Annotated in this window: 12 protein-coding genes; 4 read left to right on the top strand and 8 right to left on the bottom strand. The window is 63.9% G+C overall.

From position 1 onward, the window contains the following. Positions 1-18: 18 nt before the first annotated feature. The 8 genes from ROSMUC_RS03215 to ROSMUC_RS03185 all read right to left on the bottom strand — a co-directional run bounded on the left by ROSMUC_RS03215 (position 19) and on the right by ROSMUC_RS03185 (position 9,145). Positions 19-264 (bottom strand): GTA head formation protein, RCAP_rcc01685 family, encoded by a 246-nt coding sequence (locus tag ROSMUC_RS03215; RefSeq protein ID WP_037269438.1) that lies wholly within the window; start codon positions 262-264, stop codon positions 19-21. After that, positions 257-1,447 (bottom strand): phage portal protein, encoded by a 1,191-nt coding sequence (locus ROSMUC_RS03210; RefSeq protein WP_037269898.1) that lies wholly within the window; start codon positions 1,445-1,447, stop codon positions 257-259. The genes ROSMUC_RS03215 and ROSMUC_RS03210 overlap by 8 nt, the downstream gene beginning before the upstream one ends. Before the next feature lie 105 nt (positions 1,448-1,552). Next, complete coding sequence (locus ROSMUC_RS03205) at positions 1,553-2,653, bottom strand: MHYT domain-containing protein (RefSeq protein ID WP_037269435.1); 1,101 nt, start codon at positions 2,651-2,653, stop codon at positions 1,553-1,555. A gap of 114 nt (positions 2,654-2,767) precedes the next feature. Beyond that, positions 2,768-4,747: an oxidoreductase gene (locus ROSMUC_RS03200; RefSeq protein ID WP_037269433.1), complete on the bottom strand. Its 1,980-nt coding sequence runs from the start codon at positions 4,745-4,747 to the stop codon at positions 2,768-2,770. After that, the gene (locus ROSMUC_RS03195; protein ID WP_037269430.1) at positions 4,744-5,466 is read right to left on the bottom strand and encodes an NAD(P)-binding domain-containing protein; all 723 of its coding nucleotides are present in this window, start codon (positions 5,464-5,466) and stop codon (positions 4,744-4,746) included. Before ROSMUC_RS03195 ends, ROSMUC_RS03200 begins: the two co-directional genes overlap by 4 nt. 1 nt (position 5,467) lies before the next feature. Next, positions 5,468-7,513: an NADH:flavin oxidoreductase gene (locus tag ROSMUC_RS03190; RefSeq protein WP_037269428.1), complete on the bottom strand. Its 2,046-nt coding sequence runs from the start codon at positions 7,511-7,513 to the stop codon at positions 5,468-5,470. A 26-nt stretch (positions 7,514-7,539) separates the two neighbouring features. Beyond that, the gene (locus ROSMUC_RS21540) at positions 7,540-7,914 is read right to left on the bottom strand and encodes a trimethylamine methyltransferase family protein (RefSeq protein WP_281256570.1); all 375 of its coding nucleotides are present in this window, start codon (positions 7,912-7,914) and stop codon (positions 7,540-7,542) included. Beyond that, positions 7,904-9,145 carry a trimethylamine methyltransferase family protein gene (locus ROSMUC_RS03185; RefSeq protein WP_281256569.1) on the bottom strand — a complete coding sequence of 414 codons (1,242 nt, stop codon included), beginning with the start codon at positions 9,143-9,145 and terminating at the stop codon, positions 7,904-7,906. The genes ROSMUC_RS21540 and ROSMUC_RS03185 overlap by 11 nt, the downstream gene beginning before the upstream one ends. Before the next feature lie 129 nt (positions 9,146-9,274). Between ROSMUC_RS03185 and ROSMUC_RS03180 the strand changes: the two genes are divergently transcribed. The 4 genes from ROSMUC_RS03180 to ROSMUC_RS03165 all read left to right on the top strand — a co-directional run bounded on the left by ROSMUC_RS03180 (position 9,275) and on the right by ROSMUC_RS03165 (position 13,421). Further along, entirely contained in the window at positions 9,275-9,922 is a 648-nt protein-coding gene (locus ROSMUC_RS03180; protein WP_037269425.1) for a TetR/AcrR family transcriptional regulator, read from the top strand. A gap of 121 nt (positions 9,923-10,043) precedes the next feature. Further along, positions 10,044-11,177 (top strand): ABC transporter substrate-binding protein, encoded by a 1,134-nt coding sequence (locus tag ROSMUC_RS03175; protein ID WP_037269423.1) that lies wholly within the window; start codon positions 10,044-10,046, stop codon positions 11,175-11,177. Between the two features lie 115 nt (positions 11,178-11,292). Further along, complete coding sequence (gene cobA / locus ROSMUC_RS03170; RefSeq protein ID WP_037269420.1) at positions 11,293-12,168, top strand: uroporphyrinogen-III C-methyltransferase; 876 nt, start codon at positions 11,293-11,295, stop codon at positions 12,166-12,168. Continuing rightward, positions 12,156-13,421: a cobyrinic acid a,c-diamide synthase CobB gene (locus ROSMUC_RS03165; protein ID WP_037269416.1), complete on the top strand. Its 1,266-nt coding sequence runs from the start codon at positions 12,156-12,158 to the stop codon at positions 13,419-13,421. The genes cobA and ROSMUC_RS03165 overlap by 13 nt, the downstream gene beginning before the upstream one ends. The last annotated feature ends 20 nt before the right edge of the window (positions 13,422-13,441 follow it).

Raw genomic sequence — 13,441 nt, 5'->3', positions numbered from 1 at the left:
TCCTCCTTTCGTTCGACTTCACCCCGGCAATACAGCCAAGAGAGGTTGAAACGCCTGCGCCAGTATCGCCGCCGCCACGCCGTAAACCGCCAACCAAAGCCGTCGCTCCAGACGCTCCAAAGCCGCCTCCATTCGCTCTTGGCGTTCGGTCAGCGCCCGCGTCTGCAATTCCGACACCCGTTCATGCGCCTCCAACCGCAGCCCAGGCGCGCAATCGAACGCCTCAAACCCGTAGCGCGGCGGCGCTGTGCCCCGTTCAGCCATCAACTTCCTCCGCCGCCACGGCAGGCAGGCCCAAAAGCCGCCTCTTTTCCGCTTCCGTCAGGAAATCCGCCGCACTCACCCGCGCCCATTGCGCATCGCGTTCAGCGGCCAGGGCGGGCACCTGATCGAGATCGGGGGCAAGGTCCAGCGCCGCGCCACTCATGCGCCCCAACCACGCCGCAACCGTCGCCGTCACCCGCATCGCCAGCGGCAGAACCGTCAGCCGATAGAAGGCCCGGTTCGCCTCCTGATAATTGGCAAAGGTCGCATCGCCGGGAATGCCAAGCAGCATCGGCGGCACCCCAAAGGCCAGCGCAATCTCGCGCGCGGCACTCTCCTTGGTCTTCTGGAATTCCATGTCCGACGGGCTGAACCCCATCGGTTTCCAGTCCAGCCCGCCTTCGAGCAACATTGGACGCCCGGCATTGCGCGCGCCCTGATGATGCGCCTCCATCTCGCTCACCAAACGGTCGTACTGATCGCCCGACATCGCTCCCTGTCCCTCAGGGCCCTTGTAGACAATCGCCCCCGACGGCCGCGCGGCATTGTCCAAGAGAGCCTTGGACCATCGGCTTGCCGAATTATGCACATCCACCGCCTGCGCCGCCGCCTGAAGCGGGCTCAGCCCATAATGATCGTCCTGCGGATGAAAGCTCTTGATGTGACAGACACAAGGCACACCCTCGCGCACATCGAACCGATGCTTGCGCCCACCCACCGCATATTCATAGGCCACAGGCCAACCGTCCGCCCCCGGCACCACACTCATCCGGTCAGAGCGCAGCACATGCAATTCCGCCGGTACGCCGCCCACCCCCACCGCCTCGATATAGGCATTGCCGGTCAACAAGAGTTGCCCGTAAAGCGCCTCGAACAGCTCCGCCCGACCCTGCGCCGGATTGGGACATTTGATCAGGCTCAGCACCGGATGCACAGCAAAACGCTGCTCGCAATCCTGCAAGACAAGCGGCAGTGCCGCCGCAGCCTCGGCAATCATCTTTACACAGCGAAACCCCACCGGATTCCCGGCAAACCCGGTGCGCGTCAGGCTGACCGTATCGCGCGGGCTCCAGGCCACGCGCCCCGCGCCATGCCAGGCCATCACGCGGCCCGTGGCACTTGCCTTCTGCTCGGGCACCGCGTCCGGCGCCATGGCCCCTTGCCGAAAGAAATCCAGTATCATCGCGCTGCTCTCCTTGATCCCGCTCATGTCAGGCCTCTTGCCCGCTTGAGAGGCATCAGACCGTCAAAGGTTTAAGGAAAGTAAATCAGACCGCGCGCGCGCCACTCAGAGGCCCAGCGCCTCACGCAACTCCGCAAGACGCGAGCGGCTGACGGGCGCGGTAACGTCCTGCCCGCCAAGGTGAAAATGGCACAGGCCATTGTCCTTGCGCCGCTCGAAATGGGCCACATGGGCGGGGTTCACCAGATAGCTGCGATGCACCTTGAGAAACGGACCGGGGCTCAGCCGCCGCTCGGCTTCGGTGATCGACCAGGTGCAGAAATGCTTGTTGGCCCCGGCGTATAGCAGCGTGTAATGCCCCTCGGCGCGCAGAAACGCCACGTCGCGCGCGTCGATGAAATGCGTCTGCCCATGCTGCTCATAGGGTATCCTCTGCATGACCTGGGCAGGTTTCACCTCGGGCGCTGCGGGCGACACCTCCGCATCCTTGCTCCCCTGCGCCAAAAACGTGACCCCCGTCAGCAAGAACGCGCCACAGAGCACGAAGGAACTGACCAATACCCCCAGCGCCAGCACCTCATTTCCCATGAGCGGCCCGATTTCCTGCACCGTCGGCACCGCCACGAACCGCGTGCCGAATACCGCCGCGAAATGCACAAGGAACACGGCGAAACCAAAGGCCAGCGTGCCCAGCAGGATATTGCGCGGCCGCCTCTGACCATAGGCCACCCATATCGCCGCCACGCTCAGCCCACAGGCTGCCAGCACCGCCAAGACCACGCCCGGCAGCGTATAGACCGCCCGGCACAGTTGCAGCCCCGACATGCCCAGATAATGCATCGCCACGATACCAAGGCCAATGATACAGCCCGCCGCCGTCAGGCTCGCCCGTGTGCGCGGGTAGAAATGCAATAGCAACAGCGCCGCGCCCACCATCAGGATCGCAATCAGCGCCGAGCCGAGCGTGATCATCGCATCGTAATAGATCGGGATCGGCAGCTGCAGCCCCAGCATCGCCACGAAATGCATCGACCAGATGCCGCCGCCCAGCGCAATCGCCGCTAAGGTCACAGAAAGTTTGCGCATCGCTACGGGTTGCGCCGCAATGCCGCGGGTCAGTGAAAACCCGGTAAAGGCTGCCACGAGCGACACGCTCAATGACGCAACGACCAACCAGAGATTATGCGAATACTCCAGAAATTCCATGTCGATCCAACGGCCTGAGCATACCGCAAGAGCACCGACCGCCGTTGCCGCGCTCTTCCTCCCTTTTGTCCGGATCGTATGTCGCCACTGCGGACCTTACAAGGCTCTTGACCTTCAGAGCGTCAGCGCCGCCTTGCGCCCATCGTGAAACGCCTGCGCCGCCAGCCGCGGCGCATGGGCATCGCCAATCAGAAGCGCGGGAATGCCCTGATCGGCAAGTTCTTCGCGCAAACTCACGTCCGCCCGATTGGTCGTGGCCAACACCAGACTATCCGCCGCGATATGCGATCGCTCTCCGGTCAAGAGGTCCACCACCTCGGCCCCACCGTTCTGCCAGCCGGTGATCGCACTTTCGGTCACAAAACGCACGCCCAGCGCCGCCAGCCGCCGCCGGAGCGGCAGATCGGCAGCGGAACGCTCCAATTCGCGCCCCACCATCGCTTGCGGCGTGACGATCACCACCTCATGCCCAGCTTCCGCCAGATGCCAGGCCGTGCCGCACCCGCGCCAATTGCCGCCCTCATCGAGCACGATCACCCGCTTGCCCAGACGCGCCGCGCGCCCCATCACATCCTCGACCGGCCAGACATTGCCATCCAGCCCCGGCAATTCCGCCACATGCGGGATTGCCTTTTGAAATCCGGTGCCGGCGGGCAACGACCCTGTGGCGAGGATCACATGATCCGCCCCCATCCCCGCGATGTCATCCGCATCCAGATAGCTGTTGAACTGCACCTCTACACCCAGCCGCGTCAATTGCCGCGCGTACCACGCCAAGAGGTCGAGGATTTGCGCCCGCCTCGGCTGCAACCCTGCCAGACGGAATTGCCCGCCCAGCGCCGGCCCCGCCTCATGCAATCTCACACGGTGGCCGCGCTCGGCTGCGACCCGCGCCGCCTCCAGCCCCGCAGGTCCTGCGCCGACAACCAACACATCGCGCACCTGCGCCGCCGGGCTGAACCGATCCCCGCCCCAGTCATGCTCCCATCCCACCGACGGGTTGATCAGACAGGAAATCCAGTAATCCCGGCTCCGCCGCCCCCAGCATTGCTGATTGCAGGAAATGCAGCCGCGCACATCCTCCGGTCTGCCCGCCTCGGCCTTGACCACCAGATGCGGATCGGCGATCTGCCCGCGCACGATCGAGACCATGTCCGCCTCGCCCGCCCCCAACACGGTATTCGCATTCTCCGGAGTCCGAATATGGCTTTCGGCTGTCACCAACGCGTGTTTCACAACGTGCTTCAGCCGCACCGCCAGATCGACACCCAGCTTTTCGGGATAGAGAAACGTCGGCATCAGCGGATGAAAATCCAGATAGCTGCCCGATCCACAGGTGACGTAATCCATCAGCCGTTCGGCATCATGCAGCGCCACGATCTCGGCCATCGCGTCATGGTCCAACATCGCCTCAGCGCTCGATCCGTCACTGACAGACAGCCCGACGATGAATCCCGGCCCACAGGCCGCGCGCACCCTGCGCAGGATCTCTCGTGAAAACCGCGTGCGGTTTTCTAGGCTCCCGCCCCACTCATCCTCGCGCGTATTCGACATCGGCGTCCAGAACTGATCCAGCAGACAGTGATAGGCGGCCCAAATCTCGACCCCGTCGAACCCAGCTTTCTGACACCGCACCGCGGCGGCGACAAAGCTCTCTATGATCTCCTCGATCTCTGCCCCGCTCATCTCGTGGCTGCCATCACTGTCATGCCAGCTTGGCCCACCCGAAGGCGACCACGCCGCGTGCCAGCTATTGTCCTGATCCCCATGCGCGCCGACATGATACAGCTGTTGCACCACCACGGCCCCATGCCGCTTGACCGCCTGCGTCAGCTTGGCAAAGGCCGGGATCACCGCGTCGCTGGAATGTCGGAAATTGCCGCGCGTCAACACCGCCGTCGGATGCACCGGCATCGGCTCGACCACGATCATCGCGGCCCCGCCAATGGCCCTTTCCTCGTAATAGGCAATATGGCGCGCGCCCGGCAGACCATCCTCGGCCATATTCGTGGTATGGGCGCCAAACACCACCCGGTTGCGCAGGGTATGCCCCGCCAGCACCGCCGGGCGAAACACATGCGAAAACCCGCTCATACCCTGCCCCCAAGACGGTCCAAGCCTTCGCGCAATGCCTCACGCATCCCCGCCGTCTCCATATGCTGCCGCAATCTCTGATTATATCCACCGGCCGTGTCGAGCGCCGCCAACATGCTCTGACACTCACCGCTCAACAGGCTGCTTCCTACCAGATGCCGCAGGAACGCCTCGCCCTGCGCGGTCTCGCCGCCCAACCACTCTGCCGCAACGCCGACCATCTGCACCGCCGGCGACAATACAGCCTGCGCACAGAGATACGCCTCCAGTTCCGCCGCATCGCGCAGGCGGTAAACCGTGTTGGCAGGCGCAAAGAGCGCCTCGATCACGCCGACTTCACCCAGCGCCAGAATGGGCGATCCACCCCGCGCGATGCCCGGAAAGGGCAGCATCACCGCCTCTGCCCGCGCCGGGGCGACAAGCGGCCCGACCTCCTCCAGCGACAGCCCCGCCATGAACGAGACCACACGCTGATCCGGCCGGAACCGCAGCGCGCGCAGAACTTCTGGCGCATGCTCTGCCATCAGCCCCAGAAACACGATCTCGCTTGCCGCCACCACGTCCTGATTGGTGGCGACACTTACATTTGGGAATTCCGCCGCTAGCCGCGCCGCGCGCGCCGCACTCCTCTCCGATACCGTGATCTCATGCCCGTCCGGTGCCAGCCCCCGCACCACCGCCTCCGCAATGGTGCCGGTGCCCAGAAACCCAAGCCGCACCTCAGATGTCCTTCATCAGCCGAAGCGCATCGTATATGGCCGCATGGGTATTGCGCGCGGACACCGCATCGCCAATCCGAAAGAGTTGGAATGCCCCCTCCGGATTGCTCTCGACCTCCTGCGGACGCCCCGCAATCAGCGCGTCGTGATCCACTTCCCCCAGGTTGCGCGACAGCGGCTTCAACTCGAAGTAAAGATCATCAAGCGGCAAGGTGCCATAGTTCACCACCACCTGATCATAGGTCTTCTCAGAGGTGAACTTGCTGTAATCCGTCCCGATCTTGGCCTTCAGCCGATTGCCATCCCGCGTCACATCCAAGAGCCGTCGCGTCACGGTGAATGTCACGTCCTTGTCCTGAAGGCTGCGCATATAAGGCACCAGATTCATCGCCATGACATCCGGCGCGAATACCCGGTCCGGCGTCATCACCTCGACGCTTGCCCCGGCATTGGCCGCGACCTCCGCCGCCATCAACCCCGGATGATCGCCGCTCTCGTCATAGATCAGCACGTTCTGCCCCGGCTTCACATCGCCCGAGATCAGATCCCATGCGGTGACAACCAGCTCCTGCTCCTTGCCGCTCTCGAACAGCTCGCGGTTGGGCAGGCCCCCCGTGGCCACGATCACCACATCGGGGTTGAGCGCGGTCACATCCTCGACCTCGGCGAAGGTGTTGAAGTGAAACGCCACATCGCGCGCCGCACATTGCGCCATGCGCCAGTCGATGATGCTGATCATCTCGCGACGACGAGGATTGAGCGCGGTCAACCGGATTTGCCCGCCCGGATCGGGCTGCGCCTCGAACACCGTCACGTCATGGCCGCGCTCGGCCGCCACCCGCGCCGCCTCAAGCCCCGCAGGCCCCGCGCCGACGATCACCACCTTCTTGCGTGTCTCAGCCGGTGCGATCGTATGCGGCATGGTCAGTTCACGGCCCGTCGCAGCGTTGTGGATACACAGTGCCTCTCCGGCGGCATAGATCCGGTCCAGACAGAACGTCGCCCCTACGCAGGGCCGAATATCATCCTCGCGCCCCTCGATGATCTTCTTCACGATATGTGGGTCCGCCATATGCGCCCGCGTCATGCCGACCATATCGAGTAGCCCCGCCTGGATCGCGTGCCGCGCGGTGGCCACATCAGGGATCTTGGCGGCATGAAACGTGGGCATCCCCGTCGCGGCCTTGACCGCGCCCGCGAAATCCAGGTGCGGCGCGTTTTTCATCCCCTGCACCGGGATCACATCGGTCATCGCCGGGTCGGTATGGATACGCCCCCGGATGACGTTGAGGAAATCGACCATGCCGGTGGCCGCGAGCCGTTTGGAAATCTCCAAACCCTCCTCGGGCGTGATCCCCCCCGCCTCGGCCTCATCCGCCGTGTAGCGCAGGCCGACGATGAACTCCGACCCCACCCGCTTGCGAATGGCGGCCAGCACGTCCAAGAGCAGCTTCATTCGGCTGTCGAGACTCTGACCGCCATAAGGCCCATCAAGATCATTGGTCAGCGGCGACCAGAACTGATCGAGAAGATGGCCATAGACCTGCAATTCGATCCCGTCCATGCCCCCCTCTTTCATCCGCTCGGTGGCATCGGCGAAATCAGAGATGATGCGCGCGATATCCCAATCCTCCGCCAGCTTGGGAAAGGCGCGGTGCGCGGGTTCGCGGTGCTTGGTCGAGGACACGGATGGCAGCCAATCCCCCTTGGACCAGCCGGTGCGCCGCCCCAAATGCGTGAGCTGGATCATCACCGCGCAGCCATGCTCGTGACAGGCGTCGGTCAACTGCCGGATATAGGGCACCACCTCGTCTTTATAGGCCAGAACATTGTTGAACACGGGCGGACTGTCCTTGGACACCGCCGCCGAGCCTGCGGTCATCGCCAGCGCCACGCCCGCGCGGGCGCGCTCGGCGTGATAGGCGGTATAGCGCGCCTTGGGCATGCCGTCCTCAGGATAGGCCGGTTCATGGCTCGTGGTCATAATCCGGTTTTTCAGGGTCAGATGCTTGAGTTGATAGGGTTGCAGCAGCGGATCACGCGACATGGGGGCTTGCCTCTCGTCAATTCGTTTCAATACCAGGCGTCGGCCATCTCGGACTTGCGCCGCGCGATGAACTCGCAGAGCGCGCCATCAATCCCCGGATCAAGCGGCGGTGCCTCGTAGTTCGCCAACACGTCTTTCCACGCCCGATTGGCACGGGTCATCGCATCGACCCCGCCTGCCTCCGACCATGTCTCATAGGTGTTGTTGTCGTCCAGCCCGCTGTCCCAATAGGCGGTCTCGTAATGGCGCAGCGTATGGGCACACCCGAACATATGCTCACCCGGTCCCTTCTCGGCCAAGGCTTCAAACGCCAGCGTGTCCTCGTTCACGTCCAACCCCTTGAGCCAGGCATGCAGCGCGCCGCACATATCCATATCCAGCATCAGCTTTTCATAGGACATCGACAGCAACCCATCGAGGAACCCGGCGGAATGCAGGATGAAATTCGCCCCCCCCATTCACCGCCGACATCATCGACATCATGGATTGCGTCATCGCCTGCGCGTCGGGCAGCTTCGAGGTGCTGAAATTGCCCGCACAGCGCAGGGGCATGTTCAGCCGCCGCGCGATTTGCCCCATCACCAGCGATCCCAGCGCAGGCTCGGGCGTGCCAAAGGTGGGCGATCCGGTGCGCAGCGACATCGACGAGAGAAAACTGCCCAAAATCGCGGGCGCGCCGGGCCGCACCAATTGCGTCAGCGCACAGCCCACCATGCTCTCGGCCAGACATTGCGCAATCGCCCCCGGCATGGTCAGCGGCGATACAGCGCCGCCCAACAGAAACGGCAGATGGATGGATCCCTGACCGGCGGCGGCATAGGCGCGGATGCCCCGCGTGCTCACCCCATCCCAGACAAGGGGCGAGGTCGAATTGAAATTGCCCATGATCACGCAATGGCTGTCCACATACTCCGCCCCGAACAGGATGCGACACATCTCGATACTGTCCTCGGCCCGCTCCGGCGCGGTGATCGACCCGAGGAAAGCCCGATCCGAATAGCGCATATGCGCATAGACCATATCCAGATGCCGCTTGTTCACCGGAATATCCGTAGGCTCACAGATCGTGCCGCCCGAATGATGCAGCCAGGGCGAGGATTGCGCCAGCTTGATCAGGTTCTGGAAATCCTCGATCGTGCCATAACGCCGCCCCTTGTCCAGATCCATCACGAAGGGCGAGCCATAGGCAGGCGCAAACACCATCGACTTGCCGCCGATCCGAACCGACTTGGCCGGGTTGCGCGCGTATTGCGTGAATTCCGTCGGTGCGGTGGCCAACAGACCGCGAATGAGCCCCGGTTCAAAGGTCACATTCCACGCCTCTGGCCCAACGTCCCGCGCCTTGCCGCCCGCCTGCTGAAAGAGGCGCACTGTCTCTAGGTCTTCGCGAAACTCGATGCCGATCTCGGCCAGAATCCGATCGGCGGTGGCGATGATCGCATCAAGCCCCTCCTCCGACGCGATGCCATGGGTGGGAATGCCGCGGGTGATATAGGGCACATGCAGCGGGTTCGCCACAGCCCCCGCACCCGTGCCGCGCCGCACCTGCATGGCGGCCCGCCCACCGCGTGCCCGACGAGGGGACGGGGCGGGCATATCAACAAGACTGTCGGTGGAAATGGCGTGCGGCATCGGCCTGGTCCTGAGCTGGCCGGGCAGTACCCGGCGATAGTGGGAAAAGCAATCGACACAACTGTCGAGAAAATCCACGAACCTGTCAAGAGATTTGCCACCGCCGTCAAAACCGTCTAGGTTCGGCCCATGACCAACGCCCCAACCACGCGCCGCCCCAAACCCGCCCCCGATCCCGCAACCCGCGGATCCGAGGATCTATGGCTCAACGCCGCCTATGAGGTGCTCGTCACCAATGGGGTGGATGCGGTCAAGGTGATGCCGCTGGCCCAGATGCTCGGCCTCTCGCGCACCAGTTTCTATTGGCATTTCAAGGACCGCGAGGCGCTGCTGGCCGCCCTGCTCGACCGTTGGGAAGCGCAGAATACCGGCAATCTCGTCGCCCGCACCGAGGCCTATGCCGAATCCATCAACGAGGCGCTCTACAATCTCTTCGACTGCTGGCTCACCCGCGACCTCTTTGATTCCCGCCTTGATTTCGCGATCCGCAACTGGGCCCTCGGCGATCCAGTGGTCAAGGCCAAGCTGCAACGCACGGACGAAACCCGCATCGCCGCCATCCGCACCATGTTCGAGCGATTCGGCTACCCTCCGGATCACGCAGACACCCGCGCCCATACCGTCTATTACACCCAGATCGGCTATATCTCGATGATGGTGGCCGAACCGCGCGACATCCGCATCGCCCGCATGCCTGCCTATGTTGAGAATTTCTCGGGCCATCCCCCGACCCCCGCCGAGACCGACCGCTTCATGGCGCGCCATACCAGCCCCTGATCCATTCCGCTCGCATCTGGACCTTTTGTCAAAGCTGTGGAAAGGATTGAGCATCGCCTTCTGGGGGACCAAAGGCAAACCGGGACGGACAAAACCGCCCGACATCAGGGAGAGATGACACATGACATTCAAGACACTGGCCATCGCTGGCGCGCTCAGCCTCGCCGCCGTCACTGCGCAGGCTGACATCAAGGTCGGCATGATTACCACCCTGTCGGGCGGCGGCGCGGGCCTCGGCATCGACGTGCGCGACGGCTTCATGCTCGCACTGGAACAATCCGGGCGCACCGACATCGAGGTGATCATCGAGGACGATCAACGCAAACCCGACATCGCCGTGCAACTCTCGGATAAGATGATCCAGTCCGACAAGGTCGACGTGATGACGGGCATCATCTGGTCCAACCTCGCCATGGCCGTGATCCCCGGCGCTGTGGCCCAAGGCAAGTTCTATCTCTCGCCCAACGCGGGCCCCTCGGCGCTGGCGGGGCAAGGCTGCTTGCCCAACTATTTCAACGTCGCCTGGCAGAACGACAACCTGCACGAAGCCGCCGGGGCCTATGCCAATGACGCAGGGTATAAAAACAGCTTCATCCTGGCGCCCAACTATCCGGCAGGTCAGGACGCGCTGACCGGCTACAAGCGGTTCTACAAGGGCGATTTGGCAGGCGAAATCTACACCCAGCTCGGCCAGACCGACTATGCCGCTGAAATCGCCCAGATCCGCGCGTCAGGTGCCGACTCTGTGTTTTTCTTCCTGCCCGGCGGCATGGGCATTTCCTTCCTCAAGCAATATGCCGACAGCGGCGTCGGCCTGCCCGTGGTCGGCCCGGCCTTTAGCTTTGACCAAGGCATCCTTCAGGCCGTGGGCGACGCGGCGCTTGGCGTGGTCAACACCTCGCAATGGTCCAAGGATATCGACAACGAAACCAACGTGGCCTTTGTTGCCAGCTTTCAGGAGAAATATGGCCGCCTGCCCTCGCTCTATGCAAGCCAGGGGTTCGATACCGCCAACCTCCTGATCTCCGCTCTGGATCAGGCACAACCCTCGGATGCTGACGCCTTCCGCGCAGCCCTCAAATCCGCCGATTTCGCCAGCACGCGCGGCGATTTCGCCTTTGGCAACAACCATCACCCGATTCAGGACATCTATGTTCGCGAAGTGATCAAGGAAGGCGACGTGTACACCAACAAGATCATCGGCGTGGCGCTCGAAGATCACGTCGACGCCTACGCGGCTGAGTGCAAGATGTAACACACACCCCGGCCGGGCCTTCCCAAGGCCCGGTCACTCCCGGCATGTCGCTCTGACCCCGGTGCATGGTCGTTTGCCACCTTTCCACCGGATGAAACTCGCGGCATAGAAAGACATGACCGACTCGCACCGCTCTTCTCTTCCCTCGCTCCCCGGCAATGACTGGCCCCGGATGGAACCCGGCTGGGTCTGGCTTTGTGGTGCAGGCCCTGGCGATCCCGGCCTTTTGACCCTCCACGCGGTGAACGCGCTGCAACAGGCCGATGTGGTGATCTATGACGCGCTGGTGCAGGACTGCATCCTCGACTGGGCGCCGCAGGCCCGCCACATATACGCAGGCAAGCGCGGCGGCAAACCCTCGGCAAAACAGCGCGACATTTCCCTGCAACTTGTGGACCTCGCCCGCGAGGGCAAGCGCGTGCTGCGCCTCAAGGGCGGCGATCCTTTCGTGTTTGGCCGCGGCGGCGAAGAGGCGCAGACGCTGGTGCAGCACGGCGTGCCCATCCGCATCATTCCGGGCATCAGCGCAGGCATCGGCGGGCTGGCCTATGCCGGAATCCCCGTGACCCACCGCGACGTGAACCAATCCGTGACCTTCGTCACCGGCCACGATCAATCCGGCCTCACGCCCTCGTCCCTGAACTGGCAGGCGATTGCCCAAGGCAGTCAGGTCATCGTGATCTACATGGGCATGAAACACGCAGGCCAGATCAGCGCGGCACTTCTCGACGCAGGCCGCCCGGCGGATGAGCCTTGCGCGGTCGTGTCCTCTGCCACCACCCCGGATCAGCGCGTGCTGGAAACCACCCTCGGGCGGCTTGCCGCCGATATCGACTCCAGCGGCTTCGAGCCGCCCGCGATCCTCTGCATCGGGCGTTCGGTGCTCATGCGTCAGGTGCTCGACTGGCAAGGCATGATGGCCGGTGCCGCGCCGCGCGATCTCGACCCGCTCGGGCGCGGCCTGCCAGCCGAGACCGCATGCGGGGGCTGATCCTCGCCGCGCCCTCCTCCGGGGCGGGCAAGACCACGCTCACCCTCGCCCTGCTGCGCCTTCTCTCCCGCGAGGGTTTGCATGTACGCGGCGCGAAATCCGGCCCCGATTATATCGACCCCCGCTTTCACGAGGCCGCCTGCGGCGCGCCTTGCCCCAATCTCGACGCTTGGGCCATGACTCCTGCGCGCCTGAGCAGCCTTGCGGCAGGCGACGGCCTGTTGATCATCGAGGGGGCAATGGGCCTCTTCGACGGAGCGCCCCCAGACGGGCGCGGCGCTGTGGCCGATCTGGCGCGACATCTGGGCCTGCCGGTCGTTCTGGTGGTGGACGCAGGCCGTATGGCAGGCTCGATCGCGCCGCTCGTGGCCGGATTCGCAGGGTTTGACCCAATGGTGCGCGTGTCCGGCATCATCCTCAACAACACAGGCTCCGACCGGCACGAAGCGATGCTGCGCCGCGCACTTGCCCCCCTTGGCCTGCCCGTTCTGGCAGCACTCCGGCGCACTCCGGCACTCGCGCAACCCTCTCGCCATCTGGGGCTGGTGCAGGCCGCTGAGCGCCCCGACCTTGAACAGTTCCTCGACACCGCCGCCGACGCATTGGCCGCAACCCTCGACCGTGACGCGCTATTGTCGCTGGCTGCACCATTGCCCGGGCCCACACCCACCCCGCGCCTTACCCCACCGGCACAGGTCATCGCCGTGGCCCAGGACTGCGCCTTCGGCTTCACTTATCCGCACATGCTCGCCGACTGGCGTGCGGCCGGGGCCGAAATCAAACCCTTCTCGCCCCTCGCCGACGATCCGGTGCCAGAGGCCGGTTTCATCTTTCTGCCCGGCGGCTACCCGGAGCTGCACGCAGGCCGCCTCTCGTCCAACCATATCTTCATGCATAGCCTCAGAAATGCCGTGAAACACGCAGATATTTATGGAGAATGCGGCGGATACATGACGCTGGGAAATGGCCTGATCGACGCCTCGGGCACCCCTCATGCCATGGCCGGTCTGCTGCCGCTCGAAACCAGCTTTGCCACACGTCGGCTACATCTGGGCTATCGCACCCTGACCGCAGCCCAAGGCCCATTTCCCGGCACATGGGCGGCGCATGAATTCCACTATGCCACGACCCTGCGTGCCGATGGCCCGGCGCTTTTCACCGCCACCGATGCCGAAGGCACGGCTCTTGCCCCCATGGGTCTTACCCTTGGCCGGGTCAGCGGCTCTTTCGCGCATCTCATCGACCGCACCTGAATTACGCTTGCAGGCCTCGC

The organism is Roseovarius mucosus DSM 17069, from assembly GCF_000768555.3.
GTDB lineage: Bacteria > Pseudomonadota > Alphaproteobacteria > Rhodobacterales > Rhodobacteraceae > Roseovarius > Roseovarius mucosus.
This window is presented reverse-complemented; position numbering and strand designations above follow the sequence as displayed.